Annotated in this window: 24 protein-coding genes and 1 pseudogene; 9 read left to right on the top strand and 16 right to left on the bottom strand. The window is 47.0% G+C overall.

Annotated features, from left to right (window positions below; translation table 11 throughout):
* Positions 1 to 165 precede the first annotated feature (165 nt).
* From ACYQ2M_RS15065 to ACYQ2M_RS15050, 4 genes are all read right to left on the bottom strand, one after another.
* Complete coding sequence (locus ACYQ2M_RS15065; RefSeq protein WP_459917187.1) at positions 166 to 843, bottom strand: lysophospholipid acyltransferase family protein; 678 nt, start codon at positions 841 to 843, stop codon at positions 166 to 168.
* An 83-nt stretch (positions 844 to 926) separates the two neighbouring features.
* Positions 927 to 2,465, bottom strand: coding sequence for a leucyl aminopeptidase (locus ACYQ2M_RS15060; RefSeq protein WP_459917186.1), 1,539 nt, complete (start codon positions 2,463 to 2,465; stop codon positions 927 to 929).
* 265 nt (positions 2,466 to 2,730) lie between these two features.
* On the bottom strand, positions 2,731 to 3,225 hold the full coding sequence (locus ACYQ2M_RS15055; RefSeq protein WP_459917185.1) for an NlpC/P60 family protein: 495 nt from the start codon (positions 3,223 to 3,225) through the stop codon (positions 2,731 to 2,733).
* Entirely contained in the window at positions 3,222 to 4,037 is an 816-nt protein-coding gene (locus ACYQ2M_RS15050; RefSeq protein WP_459917184.1) for a TatD family hydrolase, read from the bottom strand. Before ACYQ2M_RS15050 ends, ACYQ2M_RS15055 begins: the two co-directional genes overlap by 4 nt.
* Positions 4,038 to 4,549: 512 nt before the next feature.
* On the opposite strand from ACYQ2M_RS15050, the gene rocD reads away from it, so the two are divergent.
* Both rocD and ACYQ2M_RS15040 read left to right on the top strand, forming a co-directional pair.
* Positions 4,550 to 5,755, top strand: a complete 1,206-nt coding sequence (rocD, locus tag ACYQ2M_RS15045; RefSeq protein WP_459917183.1) for an ornithine--oxo-acid transaminase — start codon at positions 4,550 to 4,552, stop codon at positions 5,753 to 5,755.
* Positions 5,756 to 5,872: 117 nt separating this feature from the next.
* Positions 5,873 to 6,271 (top strand): dienelactone hydrolase family protein, encoded by a 399-nt coding sequence (locus ACYQ2M_RS15040; protein WP_459917182.1) that lies wholly within the window; start codon positions 5,873 to 5,875, stop codon positions 6,269 to 6,271.
* A 58-nt stretch (positions 6,272 to 6,329) separates the two neighbouring features.
* On the opposite strand, the gene ACYQ2M_RS15035 is transcribed toward ACYQ2M_RS15040, so the two are convergent.
* A complete protein-coding gene (locus tag ACYQ2M_RS15035) occupies positions 6,330 to 6,983 on the bottom strand; it encodes a lysoplasmalogenase (RefSeq protein ID WP_459917181.1) in 654 nt (217 codons plus the stop codon).
* Between the two features lie 375 nt (positions 6,984 to 7,358).
* On the opposite strand from ACYQ2M_RS15035, the gene ACYQ2M_RS15030 reads away from it, so the two are divergent.
* Both ACYQ2M_RS15030 and ACYQ2M_RS15025 read left to right on the top strand, forming a co-directional pair.
* Entirely contained in the window at positions 7,359 to 7,499 is a 141-nt protein-coding gene (locus ACYQ2M_RS15030) for a hypothetical protein (protein WP_459917180.1), read from the top strand.
* Positions 7,500 to 7,882: 383 nt separating this feature from the next.
* Positions 7,883 to 8,464, top strand: coding sequence for a hypothetical protein (locus ACYQ2M_RS15025; RefSeq protein WP_459917179.1), 582 nt, complete (start codon positions 7,883 to 7,885; stop codon positions 8,462 to 8,464).
* Between the two features lie 315 nt (positions 8,465 to 8,779).
* On the opposite strand, the gene ACYQ2M_RS15020 is transcribed toward ACYQ2M_RS15025, so the two are convergent.
* On the bottom strand, positions 8,780 to 9,013 hold the full coding sequence (locus tag ACYQ2M_RS15020; protein ID WP_459917178.1) for a hypothetical protein: 234 nt from the start codon (positions 9,011 to 9,013) through the stop codon (positions 8,780 to 8,782).
* A gap of 267 nt (positions 9,014 to 9,280) precedes the next feature.
* Between ACYQ2M_RS15020 and ACYQ2M_RS15015 the strand changes: the two genes are divergently transcribed.
* From ACYQ2M_RS15015 to ACYQ2M_RS15005, 3 genes are all read left to right on the top strand, one after another.
* The gene (locus tag ACYQ2M_RS15015; RefSeq protein WP_459917177.1) at positions 9,281 to 10,483 is read left to right on the top strand and encodes an ATP-binding response regulator; all 1,203 of its coding nucleotides are present in this window, start codon (positions 9,281 to 9,283) and stop codon (positions 10,481 to 10,483) included.
* Positions 10,484 to 10,500: 17 nt separating this feature from the next.
* The gene (locus tag ACYQ2M_RS15010; RefSeq protein WP_459917176.1) at positions 10,501 to 11,160 is read left to right on the top strand and encodes a response regulator; all 660 of its coding nucleotides are present in this window, start codon (positions 10,501 to 10,503) and stop codon (positions 11,158 to 11,160) included.
* Positions 11,161 to 11,402: 242 nt separating this feature from the next.
* Positions 11,403 to 13,748 carry an amino acid permease gene (locus ACYQ2M_RS15005; RefSeq protein ID WP_459917175.1) on the top strand — a complete coding sequence of 782 codons (2,346 nt, stop codon included), beginning with the start codon at positions 11,403 to 11,405 and terminating at the stop codon, positions 13,746 to 13,748.
* Positions 13,749 to 13,902: 154 nt separating this feature from the next.
* Here ACYQ2M_RS15005 and ACYQ2M_RS15000 read toward each other — a convergent pair whose 3' ends face one another.
* Positions 13,903 to 14,124, bottom strand: coding sequence for a hypothetical protein (locus ACYQ2M_RS15000; RefSeq protein ID WP_459917174.1), 222 nt, complete (start codon positions 14,122 to 14,124; stop codon positions 13,903 to 13,905).
* 390 nt (positions 14,125 to 14,514) lie between these two features.
* On the opposite strand from ACYQ2M_RS15000, the gene ACYQ2M_RS14995 reads away from it, so the two are divergent.
* Positions 14,515 to 15,315, top strand: coding sequence for a PRC-barrel domain-containing protein (locus ACYQ2M_RS14995; protein WP_459917173.1), 801 nt, complete (start codon positions 14,515 to 14,517; stop codon positions 15,313 to 15,315).
* A 272-nt stretch (positions 15,316 to 15,587) separates the two neighbouring features.
* Here the strand turns inward: ACYQ2M_RS14995 and ACYQ2M_RS14990 are convergent, their stop codons facing one another.
* The 7 genes and pseudogenes from ACYQ2M_RS14990 to ACYQ2M_RS14960 all read right to left on the bottom strand — a co-directional run.
* On the bottom strand, positions 15,588 to 16,592 hold the full coding sequence (locus tag ACYQ2M_RS14990; RefSeq protein ID WP_459917172.1) for a formate/nitrite transporter family protein: 1,005 nt from the start codon (positions 16,590 to 16,592) through the stop codon (positions 15,588 to 15,590).
* Between the two features lie 210 nt (positions 16,593 to 16,802).
* Complete coding sequence (locus ACYQ2M_RS14985) at positions 16,803 to 17,396, bottom strand: hypothetical protein (RefSeq protein ID WP_459917171.1); 594 nt, start codon at positions 17,394 to 17,396, stop codon at positions 16,803 to 16,805.
* Between the two features lie 163 nt (positions 17,397 to 17,559).
* Positions 17,560 to 18,102, bottom strand: a complete 543-nt coding sequence (locus tag ACYQ2M_RS14980) for a YeeE/YedE thiosulfate transporter family protein (RefSeq protein ID WP_459917170.1) — start codon at positions 18,100 to 18,102, stop codon at positions 17,560 to 17,562.
* The gene (locus tag ACYQ2M_RS14975; RefSeq protein WP_459917169.1) at positions 18,099 to 18,632 is read right to left on the bottom strand and encodes a YeeE/YedE thiosulfate transporter family protein; all 534 of its coding nucleotides are present in this window, start codon (positions 18,630 to 18,632) and stop codon (positions 18,099 to 18,101) included. The genes ACYQ2M_RS14980 and ACYQ2M_RS14975 overlap by 4 nt, the downstream gene beginning before the upstream one ends.
* Positions 18,633 to 18,634: 2 nt before the next feature.
* A complete protein-coding gene (locus tag ACYQ2M_RS14970) occupies positions 18,635 to 19,732 on the bottom strand; it encodes a sulfurtransferase (protein ID WP_459917168.1) in 1,098 nt (365 codons plus the stop codon).
* A gap of 415 nt (positions 19,733 to 20,147) precedes the next feature.
* Entirely contained in the window at positions 20,148 to 21,500 is a 1,353-nt protein-coding gene (locus ACYQ2M_RS14965) for an acyl-CoA dehydrogenase family protein (protein WP_459917167.1), read from the bottom strand.
* A pseudogene (locus ACYQ2M_RS14960) lies at positions 21,494 to 21,628 on the bottom strand (glucokinase); the annotation flags it as partial. The gene ACYQ2M_RS14965 and the pseudogene ACYQ2M_RS14960, both read right to left, overlap by 7 nt.
* Between ACYQ2M_RS14960 and ACYQ2M_RS14955 the strand changes: the two are divergent.
* Positions 21,572 to 21,994 carry an ADP-ribosylglycohydrolase family protein gene (locus ACYQ2M_RS14955; RefSeq protein WP_459917166.1) on the top strand — a complete coding sequence of 141 codons (423 nt, stop codon included), beginning with the start codon at positions 21,572 to 21,574 and terminating at the stop codon, positions 21,992 to 21,994. The pseudogene ACYQ2M_RS14960 and the gene ACYQ2M_RS14955 overlap by 57 nt on opposite strands.
* Before the next feature lie 235 nt (positions 21,995 to 22,229).
* On the opposite strand, the gene ACYQ2M_RS14950 is transcribed toward ACYQ2M_RS14955, so the two are convergent.
* Together ACYQ2M_RS14950 and katG are read right to left on the bottom strand one after the other, a co-directional pair.
* Positions 22,230 to 22,604: a desulfoferrodoxin gene (locus ACYQ2M_RS14950; protein ID WP_459917165.1), complete on the bottom strand. Its 375-nt coding sequence runs from the start codon at positions 22,602 to 22,604 to the stop codon at positions 22,230 to 22,232.
* Positions 22,605 to 22,828: 224 nt separating this feature from the next.
* Positions 22,829 to 25,003 (bottom strand): catalase/peroxidase HPI, encoded by a 2,175-nt coding sequence (gene katG / locus ACYQ2M_RS14945; RefSeq protein ID WP_459917164.1) that lies wholly within the window; start codon positions 25,001 to 25,003, stop codon positions 22,829 to 22,831.
* Positions 25,004 to 25,369: the final 366 nt, after the last annotated feature.

Below are 25,369 nucleotides of genomic sequence, written 5' to 3'. Positions count from 1 at the left end.
AATCGAGCTGTCTACAGTTCCGGTCCGGGACCATTGCCCGTCGGGGGAGGGGCGGTATAATGCCATTTGGCTCCGCGTCTACGACCCATTGTTCGTTGTGTCCACCAGGACATGTGGGTTATATTGACATGTTGTTGATGGGGGCAAGGCAAGCCTACATTCTGATCAATGACTCCCGGACGACTTCCATAATGCATCGGTGCGGGCATACAGCTGATTCAAGGTTGTTTCCAGCACCTGTCTCTTTGTCTCAAATTCCTCCGGCGTAAGACCCTCTTGAACAAAAACCGGCCTGCCGAAACGAATGATTACCCGGGAAAAGGGCCGGGGCACCATGAATCTATCCCAGCTGTTAAATACAAAGGGCCGGAAAGAAGAGGTAATGGTGGGAATAATGGGCAACCCCGATGCCTGGGCAATGCGAAGCAGACCCGGCTTCACAACCCCGAAAGGTCCCCGGGGTCCGTCAACAATATGGCCGATGTTAAAGCCTTGACGGGCAAGCTTTTTTATTTCCTGGAGGGCACGGGAACCGCCCCGGGAGGAGGAACCCCTCACCGGCAGCCATCCCAGGACATCCACCACACGAGAAATCATTTCCCCGTCCCGGCTATGGCTGATCATGATGGCAATGGGCCTTCGCCGGGAAAAAAAGGTAATGCCGGGAAAAAATCTCTGGTGCCAGGATGCATACACAATCCCTCCCCCCCGGTTCCGGATGCTTGTTTCATTCTCTGAATCAATAATCCTTACCCGGTAGGTAAGGGACAGTAAACGCACCAGTATCAACCCGGCATAGGGGAAAAGATAATGGTACAGTAGCTGATTGGGTTTCTTTTTCATGGAATTATAACAAATATTAAAAACGATTTCAGTTTTTTGTGACCAGACCGGGAAAATGGGAATGCACCCTTCAAATCAACCCATTAAGCCTTCACGGACCATTTTTCCCAGTTACGGATCAGGTCAATAAAGGTGCGAACGCCCATGCCTGAAGGACCTTTGGGGATATAGGATTTTTCAGTAAAGTCCCAGGCAGTTCCGGCAATGTCCAGGTGTGCCCAGGGAATCTTTCCTACAAAATGCTCAAGATAGGCCGCCGCCGTGATGGTACCTGCGGATTTACCTCCGACATTTTTAATGTCCGCCACCTTGGATTCAATCTGTTTGGTATATTCCTTGCCAAGGGGCAGTCGCCACATGGGTTCACCTGTTCGATTCCCGGCACCTTGCAGTCGCTGGACCAGGTCATCGTTGTTGCTTAGCAGACAGGAATAATGATGCCCCAGTCCCACAATGGCGGCACCGGTCAAGGTGGCAATGTCCACAACGCAGGTGGGAGTATAGGTCTTGATGCCATAGGCCAGGGCATCGGCCAGAATCATCCTGCCCTCGGCATCTGTATTTATAATTTCCGAAGTGGTACCATCGTAATGACGGATGATATCTCCGGGTTTTACGGCTCCGCCACCTGCCATGTTGTCAGTGGTGGGAATAATGGCCACAACGCCCAGCTTGGGTTTTTCACGGCCCACGGCTTCCATGGCGGCAAGCACGGCGGCTCCCCCGCACATGTCATACTTCATATCCTCCATACCTGGGGCCTGTTTCAGGCTGACACCTCCGGAATCAAAGGTAATTCCCTTGCCCACCATAAGCAGGGTGTCACATTTTCCTGAGGGTCGATATTCCAGAATCACCATCTTGGCAGGTTCTATGGAACCCTGGTTCACCGCCAGGATTCCTCCCATGCCCAGCTGCTCCATATCCACCCGGTTGAGCACGCTGATCTTGAACATAAATTGCTCCGCCAGCTTACCGGCATATGTGGCAAAATCAGAGGCTGTCCACCCATTGCCAGGTTCATTGGCCATATCCCTTGCCGAGCAGGCGGCCCGGGCTGCCACGCCACCTTTTTTAACACCTTTTCTAACAATTTCAGGGGACTGCTCGGTGAAAAATCGAACATCCTGAATGCCGGAAAATGCCTTTTCTTCGGGTTTATCTTTTTTATAGCGGTTAAACCGATAATCCCCCAGAACAATGCCCTCTGCCAGGCATTCGCCCATATCTTCAGGAGGACAAATGGCCAGAGTGGGGAGACGTACCATGACGGAAGTCGACTTTGTTTTCTCAGCAATTTTAGCAATCACTCCACCGGCCTTTCGCAGCGCCTCCCTTACGGTTTTGTCATCCATTACCTCTTTTTCCTTACCAAGGCCCAGGATCAATACTCTCCTGGCTGAAAAGGCTGGACTGATCTTACCCTGCTCCGGATAAAATAGAAGACTTTCCTCTGCCTTGCCTGAAAAGTCTCCCAGCTCATGGGCATGGGTCACCATGGGGATAATCTCTTCATCGCACAAGGGGGCGTTATTTTCCCGTTTCAGCGCACAAAACACGAGCAGGTCCCCTTTAAAGTCAAAGATATCTTTCTGGACCACCATTAATCGGGTTGATTTCATTGTTGTTGGATCCTCTGAAAGGCAATGTACATGAAATGCCTGCACCATTGCACGTTTATAGATTGGTAAATATAGTTTATTATTTCCGGATTGGGCCTGGTCACAACATGGGTCATCCGTCACAGTTGGCGGGCCAATGGGATCAGCCCTGCCCCCGTTACACTACCGAAGGTCAAGGGTGGATGACATTGTGAGCAATCCTCTTATTTTCAATATTAAATGGGCCAAGGTAAGAATAAAAGAACACTAGGGATGGGGTCAACCCTTATTTTAATTTGATGATTTTCCACAATCGGGGCGCCCAATAGGGGTTTTTAAGGCTGGACACAATAACCCCCATTTTTGCCGAGGCATGTAAAAACTCATGGTTCCCCAGATAAATACCCACATGGCGAGATCTGGCACCGGTTTTAAAAAAGACAAGATTACCGGGCTGGATATTTTCTTTGGTGACTTTCTGTCCCATCCGGACCTGATGCTTCACCGTTCGGGGCAATTCAATGCCGAACTGCTGGGAAAAAATCATTCTTACCAGGCCGGAACAATCAACACCCTTCCGGCTCATCCCCCCGCTTCTGTATGGGGTCTTTGCCCATTTTTTGTACTGGTTTATGAGTAATTGCCTTATGTGTCCAGGGTGATCAAGCTGTTTTGTTGCCGTTGCAACTGCAATGCCCGGGGTTTCGCTGGCACATCCGGTGGACCCTCCGATACAGGCAAAAACAATAACTACCAGCGCCATGAACCTTATTGCCATCATGGGTTAACAAATCTCCTGCCAGATTCAGTTAAAAATTTCTCATGAGCATGAAAATCAAACAATCGGGCCGCATTTAAAAACGTGGCCTTGGCCAGAACCTCAATGGGCTCCTCACGCAAAGACGCCAGGGTTTTTAACACCAGATGCACATTGGCTGGTTCATTGAGACCTTCCGGTGCACCGGTGGGTAAAAGATCCGGGGTATCCGTCTCAATAAGAAGCCGTTCCAGGCTGACCGCCCGGGCTGCCAGACGGACCTTTTTATTTTGCGGCCGGGTCACCGACCCAGAAAAAGAAATGTATGCCCCTGATTTTTCAAAAACCTTTACCATTTCCGCTGACCCGGAATAGGAATGAATAACCCCGCCATGGGGAAGGCCTGCATTTTTTTCCAGAAGATCCGCCAGCAGACCGAATGCGTTTCTGCAATGAAGATTCACAGGCCTTCCATATTTTTGGGCAAGCTTAAGCTGGGATATAAATACCTCCATCTGATCCGGATCATTTCGGGGAGAAATCGCCCTGTCCAGTCCGATTTCACCCACGGCTCCAGAGCGGTTTTGCAAAATAGATTCAAGAATATCCAGCCAGCCCGGGGACCTTGACTCAATAAACCAGGGATGAAGTCCGAAGGCCGGAAAAATGCCGGGATGCTGATCTGCTAGGTGGGCAACCCGGGGCCAATCGCTCTCCTGAATCCCGCAGCACACCATGCGGATAACCCCCGCCTTCATGCTTGTCTGGATCACCTTATCAATGGTCCCGGAAAGACGCAGGTCCTGAAGATGGGTATGTACATCACATAGATTCACTGTGACACCCTTTTTCTTCAGGGGCTTGATGACAACATCCGGCACTTTGGGAAGTCAAGTGGATTGCCTCCAACAATGATTTCTGCAGCAGAGAATCTGATTTTATTTCGTTTGACGACCCTTGCTGGATCATGGTTTAATCATTATTACTCTGAATATTTTTAACAGACACAGGTCTTGGTCACAACATGGGCCACTCTTGGTGGGGGTCAGGCTTGCGTTATTGACGCTTTTGTTGATATTTGCTTTGCAACACAGGTAGTTGTCAAAAACACAAGCCTGACCCCATCGGCCCGCCAATGGCAGGAGGCCCATGTTGTGACCAAGCCCCAGATACAATAACACAACACTGAGCCTGATGAAAACAAATTGTCGGGCTTGGTCACAACATGGGCTTCCCTTGGTGGGGGGGTAGGTGGCCTATGTTGTGACCAAACCCCAAATTGTCCGACATGACCCGCGTTGCCCCCGGGTCCTGAAACCCATATTTATTTTTTATAAAGGGAAATCCCATGAAAACAAAAGAATATATTGAGCTCGAAGATAAACTCGGTGCCCACAACTACAAACCCCTGGATGTGGTATTGTGCCGGGGAGAAGGTATATGGGTTTGGGATGTGGATGGCAACCGCTATCTGGATTGCCTGTCTGCATATTCAGCTGTGAACCAGGGCCATGCCCACCCGAAAATCCGTCAGGCCCTGCTGGATCAGTCAGAACGTCTGACACTTACCTCCCGGGCCTTTAGAAATGACCAGCTTGCACTGTTATATCAGGAACTCTGCACCCTTACCCGCTCCCACAAGGTGCTGCCCATGAATTCCGGTGCCGAAGCTGTGGAAACCGCCATTAAATGCGTTCGAAAATGGGGGTATGAATCCAAAGGTATTGAAGAAAACAAGGCTGAAATCATTGTATGTAATGATAATTTCCATGGCAGAACCCTGGCCATCATCGGATTCAGCACCGATGACAACGCCCGGAAAAGTTTCGGACCCTTTGCCCCGGGATTTAAAACCATTCCCTTTGGGGATGCAGATGCCCTGGAAGCCGCCATTACCCCCAACACCGTTGCCTTTATGGTGGAACCCATCCAGGGCGAGGCCGGGGTCATCATTCCCCCGGACGGCTACCTGAAAAAAGTCAGGGAAATCTGCACCAAAAATAATGTGATCCTCATCCTGGATGAAATCCAGACGGGCCTTGGCCGCACGGGAAAATTCCTGGCAGAAGAACACGAGGGTATTGAAGCGGACCTCACCCTCATCGGTAAGGCCCTTTCCGGCGGATTCTATCCAGTGTCGGCGGTGCTTTCCAATGAGGCGGTTCTGGGACTTCTGCAACCGGGACAGCACGGAAGCACCTTTGGTGGCAACCCGCTTGCCTGCGCTGTAGCCCGGCAGGCCCTAAAGGTGCTGGTGGAAGAGAAGATGGTTGAAAATGCCGCAGCCATGGGCAGCTATTTCCTTGATCAACTCAAACAGATTGATCACCCATCCATCAAAGAGATCCGGGGCCGTGGATTAATGATTGCCGTTGAACTGTTTGAAGGCACAGCCGGCGGAGCCAGGGCCATCTGCGAGAAACTCATGAAAATGGGCATGCTGTGCAAGGAAACCCATACCTACACCATCCGGTTTGCTCCCCCGCTTGTGATTACAAAGGAAGATATTGACTGGGCTGTGGATAAAATTAAATCCGCTTTTGCCGCCAGTTAAATATGAATGAGGAACAGATCCTGGAAACAAAAAAAGTTAACCAATATTGCATGATACTCCAACCCACAGACAATGGTATTCCCACTATATTTAACGCAAACTAGGCGGCCTGCAAAAATGTCCAATGGGAACCTGGGGGCCACCGGCTTCTGCTACGGTGGTGGCGTTGTCAATAGGCTTGCCACCCTTATGGACGCGGATCTGAACGCCGGAGTTCCATTTTATGGTGTGGCACCATCCCTTGAAGATGTATCCAAAATCCAGGCCCCCCTCATGATACATTATGCCGAGAATGATCCACGGGTGAATGCCAGTCAGGAAGGCTATAGCGAAGCGTTGAAAGCAAACAATAAGAATTTCGTCATGTATACCTATGAAGGCACCCGGCACGGCTTCCATAACAATTCAACGCCACGTTATAATGAGGCACAGGCAGAAATTGCCTGGGAACGGACGGTTTCATTTTTTAAAGAGTATCTTGGAGGTGACCTCGGCATTGGTGCGGTGAGTTTGTAATAAAAAAATGCCATTCAAACCCTGAAACGGGGGCTGCAATGAATTTTATATTACAAACTCACCCCACCAAACCCACAGAAAAAGCCAAAAAAAATTGAGCCGCGTAATAAAGCGGCAGCCCGATGAGTCGATTAATAAAAGATTTTTCCACAAAACGATTCCGGGCCACAAACAAATCGGACAGATAAAAGAGCAAGGCCCCGGTCAACACGATGGCCCTGCCCCTTCCCGGTATCCCGGAATCAAAAAGAACCCTTCCGGCGCTGGCCAGCATACAGGAAATCACTACCATATAAGCCATGGCGAGATATTTCATATTTCCCAGGTGTGGTTTTAACCAGACATACACACAACCACCCGCCACAACTATAACTCCGCACAGCAACAGCCAGCTCAAAGGCATGCCGCTGCCAAGGTCCAGCAGGGCCAATGTAAAAAACACATGGGCCAGCAGAAAAGAAACCAGGCCTGCGCGAAACAAAGGCATCTGATAAAACACCAGCAGTATATCCCCCAGAAGGCTCAAAATAAATCCCGCCGTCATCAACCGATAATAAAACGGGTCCGGCCGCGGCTGGATCAATGCCACCAGCACAAAAAGCATGGACAAAGGGGTTTTGGTGATGAGTTTTCCGGCAATACTTTCCTGTTTTTCTGCCAGGAGAAGCCCTCCCAACAGACAAATTGTCCCAATCAAGATCAATACATTCATCTAATTCTCCCGATAATCCATAAAAACGGCATACCGTTTATAAAAAACCGACTTTGTCACAACATGGGCCATGGTGTGACAAAGCCCAAAAAACCGGCAAGGCACTCCATGAATCTTTAACTCAGGGGGTGTTGACATAATTTTTTCAGCTATATCAGGACATTCAGGCATTAATGGGTGTATATACCTATCAATCAACTCCCCTTTCTTAAGCATTGCGCAATTTTCCTGGATGCATAGTTTATTTCCAACAAAGAAACACTGCAGCCCATGAGAAACAAATACTGCTGAAAAAAATCCTGCCGGTGTATGGCAGCGAATTGACCAATAATAAACTGGAAAATATAAATACCGATTCAATATATGGAGGCTACCATGGAAAATACAGAAAAAAATTACATCGAATCAGACAATGAAAGAGAAGAAGGTCATGTAGATACCCGTCATCACAACTTTGAGTGCAGCAATCCGGACAAGAATCTGGGATGTGACCCCGGCATTGATGTGGCTGGATAGCAGAAACCCTGCAATAAGATTTCGTCAGAGATGCTTTCGGTAATTGAATCGATACCTCAATCTCAATCCACATGGTTAGATGTTAAATTTTTACCTGAATAACCGTAAAATATCCTTTAGAACTCAACCGGATGTATCTTAAAATCTGATGGAACAAATAAAAGGCAGGCCCTGGGTTGGGGGTCTGCCTTTTATGTTTGGGATACATCATGCAATGTATCTATTTTTTTGCAAAATCCAGGAAGTGGATTTGTGTAACCCAGTAGACCAAGCCCCAAAAATAGTACGAAAAATAATATTTCAAGCCCTCCGTAAAACACCCATATCTCCTAATTCAATAGTGGTATCTGGCAGAAAAACCCACTCTGCCCTCTGGAAAAGTCATGATTTTCCTGTGTACCAGAGCCGGAAAACTTCCGGCCGACATTACCCTTCAGCACACTGCCCTTTTCATTAACAGTGTGCGGATATGCAAGCAGACAGCCTCCCCCGATGAAAATAGAAATGCCCAGCAGGTTACCCCAGGGCATCAGTGGGCCGTCTCTTCCTGCCAACCGTTACTTGTGGTAATAGAATTACTTGCTGATTTGGAGCCAGATCAGTACTTAGCCGAAGCGACCGCACCAGCCTTCTTCGATGACCAAGCCTATACACGAACCAATAACGCTAGTATTGAAGCCGAGCGCTTTCCTTTTATCGTTAACGAATACCCGCTCTACAATCAGACCGGGGTCAGTTCTCTCTATATCGATGGGATCACTTGGGTGACTCTGTTCTCGCCTGACACAAAAGCAAATGGCCGCATCGTCGCTGTCGTAACCATCAACGGGGAAGAGAGCGGAAAGCAAATCCTGTTCAAAAATTTCGAGCCCGCACCGGAGGTGATAACCATGGCCACGGACGTTATCCTTGAACCAGACACGGCGCGCTATATCGTGCACGAGGCCCGGGACGCCGACCAATAAACTATACACCAGAAGCTACATTTGGAAGTTTCTATTACCCGGGCATCCTTTCCTTGATGAGCCAGTCCGTTTAGTATGTTGCCCAATGGTCATATTTTGCCTTTTATCAAGTATAGCTGAAGCCGAACTTTTATTTGGTCTGATTCACAGCCGGGTTCTTGCATCTATTTATTGCATTGATAGAAGTATTTGCAAAAAATTTTTTCGATTTTCAGGAAGTCTATTCATTGCTACACTCTTACTCAAGTTTCGGGCCAAACCTAACAAATTTTAATTTTAAATTTTTTGCCTGATAAAATCTGAAACTTGCCCCTGTTATTGTTTTTCAATCATCTCGATGTCATCAACATAGCCCTCATAAACGCCTTTAAAGTCGTCATTGTTCGTTATTTTCATTGAAAATTTTCCCGGGTTATTATTTGATATCAAAGGAATTCCAACAAACGTACAAGGCTGATTCTTTACTTTGACCGAATACGTTTCCGCGCTCAATCGATTCATTGTAAGGATCTCATAAATTTTTTGTGTAATCGTTTCTTTTGGTGTCATCTCAACTCCTTTAATTAAATGGCTTTAAAAAGCACTCAAGTAAACAACGGAATCTTAAACATTTCTTTAAATTAACAATAGAACAATAAACAATGATTTGAAATGGGTGACTCTCTGTATTTTGAATCAAAATGATATGTAGAAAAATATCAACCAATGCCTTTATTAATATTTTACAACGCTGTCCATAATTCAAAACTTGTCTAAGATCCTTGTTATTTGTCTTGGGTCTTGATACTAATCAAAAAATTAAGGATACTTTAAAATATGGATAAAATCACCGACAATGACAAGGCCAGGCACCTGCTCAATGAAACACTTGAACGGCGGGTGGCTGAACGGACAACTCAATTGCAGATTCAGTCTGATCGACTGCGTATCATGGCAAATAAATTGAGCCAATCAGAACAAAAAGAACGTAGGCGTCTGGCTGGATTGCTCCATGATCATATACAGCCACTCATCGTGGGTGCACGGATGCAGTTGTGGGAAATTCAGCGCAAAAATAATGTCGATGATATAAAAAAGACAGCAGATAAAATCGAAAGTGTTCTTGAACAGGCACTGTCTGACTTGCGCTCCCTTTCATCCGATCTCAGCCCATCAATGCTTTTGACCAGTGGATTAAGTGGCGGGCTCAAATGGTTGATTGCCTATATGGAAAAAAATTTCCAGTTTAAGGTCAGTCTGTTTATCGACAATGACCTGGAACCCCTTAGAGATGAAACAAGCTTTTTGCTTTTTGAATGTGTCAAAGAGCTGCTTTTAAACATTGCCAAGCATGCCGGGATAGCACAGGCAGATATCTCTGCGGTCCGAAAGGCGAATAATATCATCAACCTGGTCATCTCTGATCAGGGGAATGGATTTGATCTTGACCAATTCAGACAATTACAAAACTCATCCACATCATTTGGTCTGTTCAGCATCCAGGAACGTCTGGTGGCGATTTCCGGCCGGATGCTGATTGAATCCTCGCCCGGCATGGGGACCAAAGTTACCCTGACAGCACCGGCGGGAGAACCGGTCAGGAAGAGAAAAGACAGAAGGCATCCCCCGGAAAAAAACAAACCACCAAAACCGAACCGGGTACGGTTTAAAAACGATATGATCAGCATCCTCATTGTGGATGACCACAAAATTTTGCGCGAAGGATTAAAAGGGTTGCTGCAGTTGGAACCGGATTTTCATATTTCCGGCGAAGCGGAAAGCGGAGAAAAGGCTATTGAGCTGGCAGACCAGTTGCTGCCGGATGTCATTATTATGGATATTAACTTGGGGAAAATGCACGGTGTGGCAGTAACCCGGCAGATTTTATCAAAAACCCCCCAAATAAAGATAATCGGATTATCCATGCACAGCGATGAATCCCTCATTGAGGCCATGTATGACGCAGGTGCCGTGGCCTATTTAACCAAAAGTGTACGGTCAGAAGAGATAATTGCCGCTGTCCGGAACTGTATACCTTAAAAAAGAGACTGACAGATATGGACAAAAAACAGATTGTGGTGGCAGAAGATATTACCTTGCTCAGAGAGGGGCTTTGCATGATGATTAACTCACAGGAGACACTTGAGGTGGTTGCCCAGGCAGAAGACGGTCTTTCCGCCATCAGGACGACACTTGAGTTGACCCCTCCCCCTGACCTGGTCATGATCGATTTGTCTATGCCTAGAATGGACGGTCTCTCAGCCATTAAAGAGATTAAACGGCAATTGCCGGATATCAAAATTCTCACGCTGACCATCCATGATTCAGATGATTATATCCTGGAATGTTTTAAAGCTGGGGTTTCAGGATATTGCCTGAAAGATAGTTCTCAGGACGAATTATTAAAAGCAATTTATGTGGTGCTGTCCGGAAAAACCTATATCAGCCCCGGGATTACCGACACGGTCATGGAAGGATACCTTGAAGGCAAAAAAACACTCAAAAAAGAAACCACCTGGGACACACTGACCCAAAGGGAGAAAGAGGTGCTCAAACTGGTTGGAGAAGGACACACCAGCAAAGAAGCGGCCCAGTTTTTGTGCATCAGCCCTAAAACAGTGGAACGTCACCGGGCAAACATCATGAACAAGCTGGACCTGCACAATGTGTCAGAACTGACAACCTATGCCATTGATAAGGGACTGATCGACCGATAATCCGGTTTTAATTCACAATCCTCCTGGCCTGAAGGTCGAGCTCACCTGCGGAATAGAAATCAGTGGTCATGAACTGCTCCTTTTAAAAAATAAAAGGGCTTCAAAAAAAGCATCCAAAAAAACTCAACCCCGAACCCATCATCGGGTAAGCCATGACAAGGGGGCTGAATAGTAACGCAAGCACCGTTACGGTCATAGCCTCGTTGGTCTGTAGGCTCTTTTCATGCAGAGAGGGAACAAACATGCAAACCAGAAATGAAGAGTCACCCGAATCTATGCAGCAGGATGAGAATCAGGATACCTTGGCCGAACCGGTTCAGCCAGTTAGTACCGGTGAAGATGCTGACGGCAAACCCGGCCATGACATTCAAGACCAAGCTGAAAAGTATGATGCTGAACAGACCCTCAAATACGGGGCATTTGCTGGTGTCTTTACCCCGACCCTGCTGACAATTCTCGGGGTGATCCTGTTTTTGCGGGAAGGGTGGGTGGTCGGTAATGCTGGGCTGGGTGGCGCATGGGGCATTATCGTTCTTTCCTTTAGTATTGCCGGAGCCACCGGCTTTTCTATGTCTTCATTTGTGACAAATATTCGCGTGGGTCCAGGAGGGGCTTTTTCCATGATTTCCCAGTCTCTGGGGTTGGAGGTTGGTGGTGCCATAGGCTTGCCGCTCTACTTATCCCAGGCTTTGGCGGTTGTGATGTATATTTTCGGTTTTCGCGCTGGCTGGCAATGGGCCAGCGGGGCTATGGGATTTCCCGACATTCCGACAATTGTCATCGACCTTTCTGTGTTTTCCCTGATTTTTGGCATCACGATCATCAGCACCCGGTTGGCTTTCCGGGTTCAATACCTTATTCTGGTGCTTATCATACTTTCTGTGCTCTCTGTTGGTGCTGCCGCCCTTCAGGGATCCATGGACCAACCCATCGTCTGGTGGGGCAGTTATCCCGGTTCACAGGAAAGTGGTTTTTCAGGTACTCATTTTTGGGCTGTTTTTGCTGTGTTTTTTCCGGCCTCCACCGGTATCATGGCTGGCGCTAACATGTCCGGAGAATTGAAAAATCCGCGCAAAGCCATTCCCATTGGAACCATGACGGCCATCGGATTGAGCTTTTTGGTTTACATGGCCATGGCATACTGGCTTGCCCGCGTAGCCGAAGTGGACGAGTTAACCGGGAACTATACAATCATGATCGATCGTGCTTTTTATGGCCCTGCTGTTCTTGCCGGGCTCCTGGCCGCAACTTTTTCCTCGGCGTTGGCCTCATTTGTTGGGGCACCGCGTATTCTCCAGGCCCTTGGCGAACACAGCATCGTACCGGCTGACGCCTGGTGCTCCAGCCGCACCAAAAAAGGGGAACCTTTCAATGCCATGATAGTAACAGCAGTAATCGTACTTTCAGGCATCATGCTCAGGGAATTGAACGCCGTTGCACCGCTGATCACCATGATCTTTCTTTTAACCTACGCCACCATCAATCTTGTGGTGGCTATAGAGCAGAACCTGCGCCTGATCAGTTACCGCCCGCTTTTTAAAGTGCCTCGGCTGATCCCCTTATCGGGACTTATAGGGTGCCTGTTCGCCATGTTCATCATCAACCCGATATTCAGCCTGGTGGCAGTGGTGCTGGTGGTTGTGCTTTATTTCGTATTGATGCGACGGCGCCTTTCTTCGCCTTACGGGGATGTGCGCAGCGGCCTTTTTTCTGCCGTGGCTGAATGGGGCGCCAAACAGACGGCTCTTTCCCAGGGGAATAACGAACGGGCCTGGAAGCCCAATATCCTTATGCCTACCCAGGACCCGCGGCGGCTGCGCGGCGCTTTCAAGTTGGTCAGCCACCTGGCTTACCCCATGGGGTCGCTTAAACTACTCGGGGTGGCGACATCCCTGGAGGATTCAAAGGCATTAATCAAACAATTAGAAGATTCCCGTCAGGCTTTTATCAATGAGGGGGTGTTCACGTCGGCAACGGTTATGGAAGCGGATAATTTTCCCAAAGCGGTCAAGGTTGGCCTTCAGGCCCTGGGCGGGTCTTTTTTCAGGCCTAACCTTTTATTTTTGGACCTTCCCAAAGATCCCGCCACCCATGACGCCATCGGAGATTTGATCTGCGAAGCCGAGCGGCAGCGTATGGGGGCTGCTGTCTTGGTACTACACGAAGATTCGGGCCTGGGGCGGCGAAAGAAGATTAATCTGTGGCTTCCAGACATGGGGCCGGAGTGGACGCTGGAAATGGAATTTGCCAACCTCGATCTGGCTATCCTTCTGGCCTACCGTATGCTGGACAGCTGGAAAAATTCCCAACTGACCGTTATCTGCGTGGTGAAAAATCCGGCCCAAAAGGAAAATGCACAGCAATTTCTAAGACGGGTGGTGGATCTTGCCAGGCTTCCTTCAAAAACAATTGCGCATGTTGCGGACGGTGACTTCGGACGGTTTGCCAGCAAAGCTCCCGTGGCCGATCTGAACGTTTTCCCCCTGCCGGAGAAGTTTGAGGCCGAATTTTTATGGTCTATTAAAGATGCGACCGGGGCATCCTGCCTCTTTACCCAGGATTCGGGTGAGGAAAGTGCCCTTGCTTAAATAAAACCAGCAGCTACCCGTCTAAAACGGGACAATTTACCTCAGTTCTTAAAAGGGCTATACGTACTTTAGGGATCGTTCTTGACGAATTGAACTTAAACAATCAGGTGAACCCTGTACTTTTAAGTACCCCTGGCTGTAAAAAATCACTCGTTTATCCTGATCCACCGAATTGGTATTTGGGTGGCGGATCTTCCATCGGCGGTTTTTCCATTGGCGGATCTTTTCTCGGTGGAATCTCTTCAGGAGGATTTTCAGGCGGTATCTCCAATGGAGGATTTTTAGGCGGTTCTTTGACTGGCGATTTCTGCGGTACGGGGATTTCCGGCAGCGGGTCTGACAGAAGCTCTTTAATTGTTTTTATCATTGCATTCATACGGGCTCCTCCTTCTTAGCTATATATAATGAAATGTTAACCTCATCCAATCATATTTTGACAGCAGATGAAATACAGGGTTTCATGTAATTACTGGCATTCTCACCATTATCCTGGCGCCCTTTTTTTTAGCATTAACCCATGAAACGTCCATCGGTAAAATTGCAAACGACCAGCTGATGAAACTAATGAGCCTGGGTCAGGATTATGATCAGGCCGTGAACAGGATTATGCAGGAATTTTTCGTTTAATCTACAGGATTAGCCCCATGGAAAAATTCCTCCATAATGCTATCATGGAGGAAAGCTCGACCAGGCGTGAGCGGGCCGGGCATAAGACTGTGAATAGATCCTGAAGATATTGATGTAAATGTTGCTAAGGAGGTTGATCATGTTAAGAAGCATAAGTGAAATTATTGGATATACCTTTTTTGCCAAAGAAAATGATGTCGGAAAATGTAAGGATTTACTGTTTGATGACCAATTCTGGACAGTTCGGCACATGGTGGCAGATACCGGCGGGTGGCTTATAGATAAAAAAGTTCTTATTTCGCCGGTGATGGTTCAAAAGGCAGATTGGCAGATGCAAAGTATTTTTCTTGACATAACCCGGGAGCAGCTTGAAGAATGTCCCTTACTGATGGAGGATGAGCCAGTTTCCCGTGAGCATGAAAAAAAAATGCTCAAGCATCTGAATTATCCCTATTATTGGACGAACAACGGTCCGGAAATAATACCCCATATGCCTGAAAAATCAGCACAGAAAGCTGATAAAGAAATATTGGAAGAGTTAGTAGAGTTAGAGGAGCAGGAAGAAAATCATCTGCGCTCATTTAAGGAAGTAAAAGGCTACGATATTGAGGCAAGTGATGGAAACCTCGGGCATGTGGAGGATTTTATTCTGGAGGATAAAACCTGGGCCCTCAGGTATGTGGTGGTTGATACCCGGAACTGGCTGCCAGGAGGAAAAAAGGTCATTTTCTCTTTGAGTTGGGTAAAAGAAGTCAACTGGAAGCTATCAACCCTTTTTCTGGATGTCAGTAAAGAACAGGTTGAGAATAGTCCTGAATTTGACCCTGAACAACCAGTTAACATTGAGTATGAAACCCGCCTGTACGACTATTATGGTCGACCTTTTGAAAAAAATATTACGGAAAAGCTTCAAGGAATGATTGCAAATCCGTTTAATTAGAATTTGATGATCCGGAAAAAGTTAATGCACTATTGCAGGTGCAGCCGAAGATCACCGTTTCCCTCCTGCATCTTCAATGGAGTACTTGTCATCCCAAAAGTGTAAACTACTTTTTTGGTCATATGAAGAATGCCCATGTTGACCTCTTTTTTTAAAATGAACAAAGGCTACCCACCTAAGCCGGGCCAAGCTGTAAAATCAATAACTTGGTCAGCCTTGATATAAAGCCTCAGCAAGGCTGAAAATTGTCCCGTTTTAGACGGGTAGCCTTTTTAATCACTATTGTTAATTTCTTGAGTCTTTCTAATATGACCATAGTTCAATATAGCAACAAATAAACCACCCCCAATAAGATTACCGGTTATCGCAAGTATAATAAAGCGAAGGGATTGAGGTATCGAAAAATCATTACTTATAAAAAGAGCAGTAATCATTTCAACAGAACCTGCAATAGAATGATGCAACCCACCGACACCAATCAGAAATGTCACAATATATACACATGCCATCTGGCCTATAGTCGATGGGGTTGCAATGATCAACCAGCCTCCCAACGCCATGAGCCATCCGGCAAGAACGGAGCTAATAAGAGTAGATATATTGCTATAATTCACGAGATGGTGAGCAATAATGATGTATCCTTTTTTAGCCTGAATTACATCATCAGCAAGAGTCAAAAGCCCTGCACTGGCAATAGCGCCAATAATATTGCCGATAATTACAAGCAGCCAAAGTCTTAATAATCTACTTATTCCTATCCTGCCTTCAAGAATAGGATAGACTGCAGTTGCTGTATGCTCGGTAAACAGCTGAGTCCCACTAAGAATACAGATGATAAAGCCCAATGGATAAACAAAGGCCATCGAAAGCCGAAGAACAATGGGTTCGTTCAATGTTGATGTGTAGGTGGCAATAACCCCAACAGCCATTGCGGTGAAACCAAGGATAAGACCTGCTGCTATTGAAGACAGTGTGAGAGAAATGAAAGGACGACAAATTTGTTCAAGACCTTCATTGATTGCTTTTTCAAGAACATCATCTGGATGACGGACGGCTTCATCTGTTCGCTTTACTATAACAGGAACAAATTCCTTGTCTTCTTGAATTCTTTTAGCTGATCTTTCTGTTTGGAATTCTGATTTACGATCACCCTCTATGTTATGCGAACATTCATTTATAAGAAAGCCACTGCTTTTACAGCTTTTCGGACTTTCATGTTTTGTTGTGTCAGTGTCAGATGCGCTGACATCGCCGTTATTTGAATTATCTCTCTTCATATTATTACTACTCGTTGTCGTGAGTTTTATGAAACAGTTGGATGTCTTTTTTAAAATAATAAGTACCCGAGCATATATTCTTTAAAATAAAACATAGACATATTAATATTTTATGCCCATTGAATGTTAAAAAACATATGTGTGGGTACTTATTTCATTTTAAACCTTTATTTGAATGACCTTGCAGTGTGCCGATTGGTGGAGGCTTTTCTAAAAGGTAGAGGAATTGGCAACTTTCGGGCCAAGGCCCCGGTCAAACTCCACAATTCGGGCAAACCCTTTATCTGGTCCGGGGCTGACGTTGTGGTAAAGGACACTCTCCGGAGTGATGCGTCCACCCATGTCATATGTAAAATTTCCTTTACCCACGTGTCGTATCCAATATCCTGTCAGCACAGGCCCGGTTGTATCGTGACAGGAATGAAAATGAACAAATTCGTCTTGGGGGGAGGGTCTTGCTTTCAGCCATTGCAGGGGAGCGTCTTCAAAATAAACCGGGGTGATCCTTTGAGAGAATTCCGGCATAAAACCAGCATCCTCCAATGTCGCCAAGAGGGCATCCCCCTCAAACAGCATCGCATTTCCCGGCAGTTCACGGGTATAAAACGAACGCTCATTAAAACAGACAAAATCGATGCGGTGCAGGTCGTCCGGATTCTGGGGGCGGAAATAATACCCCACGAACGGACCAAAAGAGAATAGACGTCCCTCTCTTTCAACTTCAAGAACCTGGACGTATCCCCTGGGTACTTCCGGAGCGACAGACGGTGTTTCAGGCTTCTTGCAACCAAATGATATGAACATCAGAAACAACACCCAAATCCCAAAACTTAAAAACACCGTCTCAACTTGTTTAATGAATCGGTCTTTAATAACGTGCCGCTTTACCACACTTCTGGCCATCCCTCCCCTCTCCATCTTTATGAATAAAGATGGGAGGATCAGGCAAGATATATCAGTCTTTTTTTTAAACATTGTCTTTTTTCTTCCACACTCTGTTGATGAGAGCAATTGAGAGACTGAATACCACAATCAGAAGAAGAACCGCTGTCGGCGTACTGCCGGTCAAGTCTGCCAGGGTGATCTGCCCCATATTGGTGGGTTCATACAAAAACGGGATGAGCACCTCGTGGAGGTGGGCAAAAACGGCGGCGCCGGCAAGCCCACCAAAAAGGGCAAAAACTGCATCCATTCGCCCCTCTCCAACAGCGGCCCAGGTGGTCCCCGGGCAATAGCCGCAAAGGCCCCAGCCGATACCGAATAACAGACCAGCAATGCCGGTGGCCACCAGGCTGGTCGGTAAGACCTGGGTGCGACCTATACCGGCAATCTGGAGTCCGAATAGGCCGATGGTGGACAGGATCACCGCCATGAGCATGAATTTAGGGATAGCCGCTTCGATCATCAGATGAGCTTTTGCCATCTTATCGGCATTGGTTGCACCTACTCTCTGGATGACAAAGCCAAAAGCGATGCCGGATATCAATCCAAGCACTATTTCAGAAGTCATTGTTCCTCCTTATTTTTACTACCATAAATAATTCGTGCCGTGAGCATGGCAACAGAAAAAATGAGTACCCCGAAATACAATCCGCTTATAGCCAGCTGAGTTGAACCGGAGATAAAAAGTCCCAATGTACAGCCGCCAGCCAGTCTGGAGGCAAACAGGATAATAAAACCGCCTGCAAAGGTCGCAGCAAAACGTCTGGCACGACTTTTTCCAAATCGTTTCTCCCAGATTTCAGGTACATCACGAATCGGTATGCTGAAGGTCCTAGCCGCAACAAAACCACCGATGGCCATACCAACGACAAAGGCAAAGAGCCATGAGCCGGTATTGGGAATCATGACATAATGGGTCTTGGATGCCACATAGACCGGGGATACAGTCTCAATGGCGCCTTTGAGTGTACTGACAAATCCGCTGGATGAGGCGGGGGGACCGAATGTTGCAAAAATAAAGACAATAATACCTGCCAAAGCAAATGCTCCGGGAAGCCATCGCCAATATGGAGTTGGTGTATCGCTCTTATTTTTCATGATCAACCTCCGCATGAAATATAACCGCCCGTAGGCTTTTCAGATGCCGATCCACCAGATCTCTGTTGTTTTCCGGCAGATTTTTGAGTCGAAGCGGTATGCTGGTTTGAGGGTTCAGGGAGGATGCCGGCTGGTAGGATATTTTCCCTTGTTTCAACCGGGAAAAATCGATCCGGATTTCCCCACTCTTTCCATGAGGCCTCGTAGGTAAACACCCTGTCAAAGCCCATGAGTCGGAGAATGAAATAAGAAAAAGAGCTTCGCCTTCCGGAATTGCAATACACAATGACGCCTTTTGACGAATCAAGACCGGCATAAAGAGTGCGCAATTCGTCATAGGGCTTGATCTGTTTGCTCGAATTATCCGTCCATGCGTCCACGTAATTGATATTTACGGCTGTGGGAATGTGACCAAGCATCAAAGGGGTGCCATCCAAACCCTTTGTCCCTTTGTTGCCAATATATTCTTCCTTTGAACGTACGTCTATGATCTGGTAGTAATAGTCTCCCAGCCGTCTGTAGACGAAATTTCCATCAATCAGCTTTTCTCTTTGAACAGCTTCAGAGGGCGCCTGATAAAGCAGGGGCTTAGTCTGCTTAGGAGAGGTAACCAGGTTAAAGCCAGCATCTTTCCAAGCATTGATGCCACGTTCCAGGATTTTTTTATTTTCATGGCCCAGCACATCCAGAACCCAGAAAATATACGAGGCTGTCGCACCTCCGTCCCGTTCTACCGAGTCGTAAAGTACGATGGTGTCATCACGGGTAATTCCGTGCCGGCCGAGGATTTCCTGAGCCTGTTTGACACCGACAAAAGTTTCTGCCAGGTTATTTCCGGTATCGTTGAATCTGAACTCAGACCAATTGAGCCGGATGGCACCGGGGATGAGCGATCCGTCAAAATATTTGTCCGACCTGACATCGGCGATCACAAAATTTTTGTCGTTTTGATGTGTTTTGATCCAGTATGCGTCCGTAATAAAACGGGCATTTGGGTAGTCGCCTGTATCTTTCTGAGCGGCTGAATTGAAAGACCAGAGTACGCAAAGGAACAAAATAATGGCCATTGTGATATGCCTGAACAGCCTGTTCGTTTTCATTGGGGAATCTCCTTTCATCTTTTTTCATTTAGAACATGCATCTTCCAAGTGATGTCAATGCTTTTTTAAATTATATATTCCGATGTCAAAACGCCTTCTTAAGCGTTTATTTTAGTTTGAGATAAAACAGAGAAAGGGTAAATGGAGGGTTACACCCATATGCCATAATGAGAGTATGTATTTGATCTTGAACAGTTAGGCTCTCCATTGACGAATCCATGGTCACCAGTGAACCGATTTCCGCAAAATAAAATAATAGTTATTTGTTAACGGCTGATGAACTCGTAAAAAGTCTAATTAGAATATTTTTAATTGTAATGGTTTGAAATTATTAACATTAAATTTATTGATTTCGACTTTTTACATGGGCATCAAGGGCTGATGTTATAATTTTTTTGCACGTCCCTAAAGTCGATTACCCGGTGGATTTATCCGCAGTGCTTTTAAATGAAGCTTCCGGGAAAAAACAATAAGGACATGCTTCCGGTGGTTCTCCTCCATAATGCACATATCCGCATATCCGACACCGCCATTCAGTTGTTTCCGGTTTATCTTTTAAGTTAATTTCCAAAGGATTTTTCGCATTAAAAGTTGGAATATCTTCAAGGGGAGGCATGACAGGTGTATAAATATTCAGTGCATAACCGGAAACAATCAATCGTTGAATTTCACTAGTTCCTTCATAAATCGTATATAATCGAATATCCCTAAAAAGTTTTTCGATTGGGTACATTTTCGTATATCCATATCCACCAAATATCTGAAGCGCCTCATTAACCACCTCAAGGGCTGCTTCTGTTGAATAAAATTTTGCGATTGAAGCTGAAATTGTTGGGTCAATCTCATTATCGGCTTCCCATGCGGCCTTCCAGGTTAAAAGCCTCGCGGTTTCAATTTTTTGGTACATTTCTGCAATTTTGAACTGAATTGCCTGAAAGTTTGAAATTTTAGAGCCAAAGGACTTTCGTTTTTTGGCATAATCAATGGCATATTCCATTGCGGAACGAGCTGCCCCAACTGCAAACGCTCCTATCGCTGCGCGGGTCCGTGAGAATGTCTTCATCGCCAGGATAAACCCCTCTTCAGGCTTGGCCAAAATGTTCTCCTTGGGAACACGGACATTGTCAAAATGGATACTGGCAGTGTTAGAGCCTCGCTGACCCAGTTTCGGAATTGACTTTCCGATTGAAACACCGTCCCATTTTTTTTCCACAAAAAAGGCACAAATCCCTTTATGTGCAGATTTTGGGTCAACTGTGGCAAAAATAGAAAAATAATCTGCAATACCGCCGTTTGTTACCCAGTATTTGGTACCGTTTAAAATATAATCTTCCCCATCCTGTGTTGCTGTGCATCTTATTCCAGAAATATCAGAACCCATCGTCGGTTCTGATGTGGCGAAACTGACTAATTTAAAAGTTTTAACGATTTCTGGCAGATATTGTTCCTTTAAAGATTCATTTTCACAAAGAATTAATGGCTCAAGGCCTAATGAATTATCAAAAACAGACGTCGCAATTCCCGGGCAAGCAGCCGCAATTTCTTCTGAAATAATTACCGATTCAATAATTCCATATTCGAGGCCCCCATATTTTTTAGGAATGTCGCAGTTGATAATTTTTTCATCAAACGCTGCTTTTAAAACAGCCATTGGTGTCTCATTGATTTCATCATAATAGGCTGCAACAGGTAATACATTTTCTAAAGCAAACTTTCGCGCTTTTTGCTGAAGTTTAAGTTGTTCCGAGGATAGTTTAAAATTTAACATCGTTCACCTCCTAAAGTTTTGTACAATATATTAATCAGACCAGGTCCGGACAGCAATCTTTCGTTACTGACATGTCCAAACCGTTTGCTAAGAAATTTCCACAATTCCCACACGTCCTCGTTAGAAAAGGAAAAAAGAAAGGGGCATTCACCCATTATGGCGATCAAATGTTTCTGCTGCTTGAGTCGCTTTCCAACGGTTCCGGTTTTGACCTGGATGATTTCGCAGCCCAGTGGCAGGCGATGTTTGAAGGCTACAACGGTTATGTGGACAATGCCACAAAAAAGACATTGGCCAATTTCAAAAATGGTCGCTCACCAGATAGCACAGGTTCAGAGTCCACCGACCTGGGCGGTGCCTCCCGGATGGTGCCCCTGGCACTTTATTATGGGAATGATACTGAAACGATCCGACACGGGGTTGAAAATATTCCACAGGCTTTTTTGGATCTTTTTGAAGGAAAGAACAAGGGCAAAATGGTGGTGAAACTTTAAACAAAGATGCTTAAACTGCTGATTGGCCCTTGGCAGTAGGGTACAAACCTGCAGAATTTTTCAGCATTCACAGGTAAAATATCCGTGTCTTTCCTTGTAATTTTCCCTGAGTTCATCAAATAAAAAATGGCCTGAATATAACATATAAAACAAGTTCCTTTTTCTTGTATTTAATTGTTATGAGAAAGAGCCGGTACCGGCTCTTTCTCATAGGTTAAATTTATTTATACCAAACTCAGGATTTCCATAGGCCATGAATGCTACAGTATTCCCGGGCGGTTAGCCCTTTGTCGCTGGTTTCAAAAATAGTTTCCGGAGACTGACCCGGTTTCAGGTAGTGGCGATAGGTTTTATTGCTGTCCGTCAATTCGATCCACTCAATAAAATGCTTTTCTTCCATTGGGTGGGGATTACTTCCGACCTTTACCTTGATTCCCTTGTCAGAGGCCTCAATGACGGGAACATGCTTTTCTTTGCCTTCATCGGCAGTCTTTTCCTCAAAAACCGTCATGTTTTCACCACAGCAAACCAGGTCTCCCTCTCCTCCATCAAGTACCTCAATGATGTTACCACATGCTTCGCATTTGAAAATCTGTTTTTGTGTCGGCATTCGACGTTCCTCCTTTTATATAGGGTTATTGTTTGTGATGGGTGTATTAAACGACATAAAGGCTTATGAATAAATGTGGGTTTTTACCCATTTATGAAAAAAAGAGTATGTACACTGGAACTTTGATAATTAAAACGTCAATCTACAGGGTTGATTCAACAAGATCTACAGTAAAAACGCTATTGTTTAGAAATTGAGTTTGACCGATAATCATGTGTCATGAATCAGGCCAGATCGAAACGATCGGCGTTCATTACCTTAGTCCATGCTGTCACAAAGTCCTGTACAAACTTTTCCTTGTTGTCGTCCTGCGCATAAAATTCAGCGTAGGCGCGAAGTATCGAATTTGAACCAATAACGAGATCCACTCTGGTCGCCGTCCATTTGACCTTATCGGTTTCGCGGTCGCGGACTTCGTACAAGTTATTGCCGGCCGGCTTCCAGGTGTTGTTCATGTCGGTTAGGTTGACAAAGAAGTCGTTGGTTAATGCGCCTTCGCGATCGGTGAATACACCGTGCTTGCTGTCGCCGTGGTTGGTGCCCAGCACCCGCATGCCACCAACTAGCACGGTCATCTGGGGCGCGGTCAGGCCCAACAGCTGAGTGCGATCGAGCATCAGCTCTTCGGCGCTGACAACATAGTCCTTCTTGAGCCAGTTGCGGTAGCCATCATGGACCGGTTCGAGGTACTCAAAGGACTCCGCATCGGTCATCTCGTCTGTCGCATCGCCGCGACCGGGCGCGAAGGGCACGGTCACATGGACACCGGCGGCTCTGGCCGCCTGCTCGACACCGACATTACCGGTCAGCACGATCACATCCGCTACGCTGGCGCCGCTCTCGGCTGCGATGGGTTCCAGCACGCCCAGGATCCTGCTCAGACGTTCGGGCTCGTTGCCTTCCCAGTCCTTCTGGGGAGCCAGGCGGATGTGCGCGCCGTTGGTGCCGCCGCGCATATCCGAACCGCGGAAGGTTCTGGCGCTGTCCCAGGCAGTGGCCACCATCTCGCTGAGACTCAGGCCGCTGGCGATAATCTTCTCCTTCACAGCCTGGACATCGTAGTCGGCCTTGCCGGCCGGCACCGGGTCCTGCCAGATCAGCTCTTCTTTGGGCACATCGGGACCGATATAGCGTGGCTTCGGTCCCATGTCACGGTGGGTCAGTTTGAACCAGGCCCGAGCGAAAGCGTCCTTGAATGCGTCAGGATCGGCGCGGAACTTCTCCATGATTTTGCGATACTCCGGATCCATCTTCATCGCCATGTCGGCATCGGTCATAATCGGGTTGTAACGGGTCGACATGTCTTCCACATCGACCGGCTTTTCTTCCTCATTGATATTGACCGGTTCCCACTGCCAGGCCCCGGCGGGGCTCTTCCTGGATTCCCACTCGTGATCGAGCAGCATGTCGAAGTAACCCATGTCAAACACCGTCGGGTTAGACGTCCAGGCCCCTTCGAGGCCACTGGTGACCGTGTCACGGCCGATGCCGCGTTTGGTGTGGTTGTTCCAACCCAGGCCCTGCTCTTCAACATCGGCGGCTTCGGGTTCTGGGCCAAGCAGGGCGGCGTCGCCATTGCCGTGACACTTGCCAACGGTGTGCCCACCGGCGGTCAGGGCGACAGTTTCCTCGTCGTTCATGGCCATGCGCTCAAAGGTGACGCGCACGTCATGGGCCGTCTTGAGGGGATCCGGGTTGCCGTCCACGCCTTCGGGATTGACGTAGATCAGCCCCATCATCACCGCTGCCAGCGGATTTTCCAGGTCCCGTTCACCGGAGTAGCGGCTGCCTTCACTACCGGTGGGTGCAAGCCATTCCTTCTCCGAACCCCAGTAGGTGTCCTTTTCCGGATGCCAGATATCTTCGCGGCCGAAACCAAAGCCGAAGGTTTTCAGGCCCATGGATTCATAGGCAATCGTGCCAGCATAGGCAATCAGATCCGCCCAGCTGAGCTTGTTGCCGTATTTCTTCTTGATTGGCCAGAGCAGACGACGCGCCTTGTCAAGATTCGCGTTGTCTGGCCAGGAGTTGAGCGGCGCAAAACGCTGGTTACCGGTACCGGCACCCCCACGGCCATCCGCGATGCGATAAGAGCCAGCCGCATGCCACGACATGCGGATCATCAGACCGCCATAGTGGCCCCAGTCCGCCGGCCACCACATCTGGCTGTCCGTCATCAGCGCGTGCAGATCTTTTTTGAGCTCGTCGAAGTCGAGTTTTTTGACCTCTTCCCGATAGTTGAAGCCCGTGTCCATCGGGTTGGTCTTGGTATCGTGTTGATGCAGAATGTCGAGGTTAAGGGTTTTGGGCCACCATTCCATATTCGACATGCCGCTTTCTGTGGCACCTCCGTGCATTACCGGGCATTTGCCGGCAGTGTTTGTTTTGTTTTCATTCATCTTCGATCTCCTTTTGACAAATTGAGGTACATGTATCTTCTGTACAACATTAAAAAGCCCTGTCCTGATCAAAGAATCGCTGATCCGAATCCGGGATTGTGCAGGAAATTTCCAGACCGTGATTATCTTAGGAATATTTGCACAGCCATTTCAATGGTAAAGAAAATTACACAAAAAATGGATAGTTTAAATACGGGTATCCATGTATTTTAGATCTGCTGGGTATGTATCCTTTTGAAGGAGCGATGGTAAATGATGTTATACTTGAATTTTCGGCATCCTTCATACAGCCATCAAAGTATTTTACACTTTTCGGAGAACTATTCCCGAAAAGTGGGGAAGGTTCTCTGGAAAGTGTAAAGCGGG

The sequence above is a fragment of the Desulfocicer niacini genome, from assembly GCF_054657595.1.
This window is presented reverse-complemented; position numbering and strand designations above follow the sequence as displayed.

Coding starts and splice junctions, on each gene's coding strand:
- ACYQ2M_RS14980 (WP_459917170.1), bottom strand. CDS start 18,102: ATGACTTCTGAAATAGTGCTTGGATTGATATCCGGCATCGCTTTTGGC.
- ACYQ2M_RS15060 (WP_459917186.1), bottom strand. CDS start 2,465: ATGAAATCAACCCGATTAATGGTGGTCCAGAAAGATATCTTTGACTTT.
- katG (WP_459917164.1), bottom strand. CDS start 25,003: ATGAATGAAAACAAAACAAACACTGCCGGCAAATGCCCGGTAATGCAC.
- ACYQ2M_RS14985 (WP_459917171.1), bottom strand. CDS start 17,396: ATGTTCATATCATTTGGTTGCAAGAAGCCTGAAACACCGTCTGTCGCT.
- ACYQ2M_RS15055 (WP_459917185.1), bottom strand. CDS start 3,225: ATGATGGCAATAAGGTTCATGGCGCTGGTAGTTATTGTTTTTGCCTGT.
- ACYQ2M_RS15020 (WP_459917178.1), bottom strand. CDS start 9,013: ATGACACCAAAAGAAACGATTACACAAAAAATTTATGAGATCCTTACA.
- ACYQ2M_RS15005 (WP_459917175.1), top strand. CDS start 11,403: ATGCAAACCAGAAATGAAGAGTCACCCGAATCTATGCAGCAGGATGAG.
- ACYQ2M_RS14995 (WP_459917173.1), top strand. CDS start 14,515: ATGTTAAGAAGCATAAGTGAAATTATTGGATATACCTTTTTTGCCAAA.
- ACYQ2M_RS15065 (WP_459917187.1), bottom strand. CDS start 843: ATGAAAAAGAAACCCAATCAGCTACTGTACCATTATCTTTTCCCCTAT.
- ACYQ2M_RS15000 (WP_459917174.1), bottom strand. CDS start 14,124: ATGAATGCAATGATAAAAACAATTAAAGAGCTTCTGTCAGACCCGCTG.
- ACYQ2M_RS14990 (WP_459917172.1), bottom strand. CDS start 16,592: ATGAAGAGAGATAATTCAAATAACGGCGATGTCAGCGCATCTGACACT.
- ACYQ2M_RS15040 (WP_459917182.1), top strand. CDS start 5,873: ATGTCCAATGGGAACCTGGGGGCCACCGGCTTCTGCTACGGTGGTGGC.
- ACYQ2M_RS15010 (WP_459917176.1), top strand. CDS start 10,501: ATGGACAAAAAACAGATTGTGGTGGCAGAAGATATTACCTTGCTCAGA.
- ACYQ2M_RS15015 (WP_459917177.1), top strand. CDS start 9,281: ATGGATAAAATCACCGACAATGACAAGGCCAGGCACCTGCTCAATGAA.
- rocD (WP_459917183.1), top strand. CDS start 4,550: ATGAAAACAAAAGAATATATTGAGCTCGAAGATAAACTCGGTGCCCAC.
- ACYQ2M_RS14975 (WP_459917169.1), bottom strand. CDS start 18,632: ATGAAAAATAAGAGCGATACACCAACTCCATATTGGCGATGGCTTCCC.
- ACYQ2M_RS14965 (WP_459917167.1), bottom strand. CDS start 21,500: ATGTTAAATTTTAAACTATCCTCGGAACAACTTAAACTTCAGCAAAAA.
- ACYQ2M_RS14970 (WP_459917168.1), bottom strand. CDS start 19,732: ATGAAAACGAACAGGCTGTTCAGGCATATCACAATGGCCATTATTTTG.
- ACYQ2M_RS15025 (WP_459917179.1), top strand. CDS start 7,883: ATGATTTTCCTGTGTACCAGAGCCGGAAAACTTCCGGCCGACATTACC.
- ACYQ2M_RS14950 (WP_459917165.1), bottom strand. CDS start 22,604: ATGCCGACACAAAAACAGATTTTCAAATGCGAAGCATGTGGTAACATC.
- ACYQ2M_RS15035 (WP_459917181.1), bottom strand. CDS start 6,983: ATGAATGTATTGATCTTGATTGGGACAATTTGTCTGTTGGGAGGGCTT.
- ACYQ2M_RS15030 (WP_459917180.1), top strand. CDS start 7,359: ATGGAAAATACAGAAAAAAATTACATCGAATCAGACAATGAAAGAGAA.
- ACYQ2M_RS14955 (WP_459917166.1), top strand. CDS start 21,572: ATGTCCAAACCGTTTGCTAAGAAATTTCCACAATTCCCACACGTCCTC.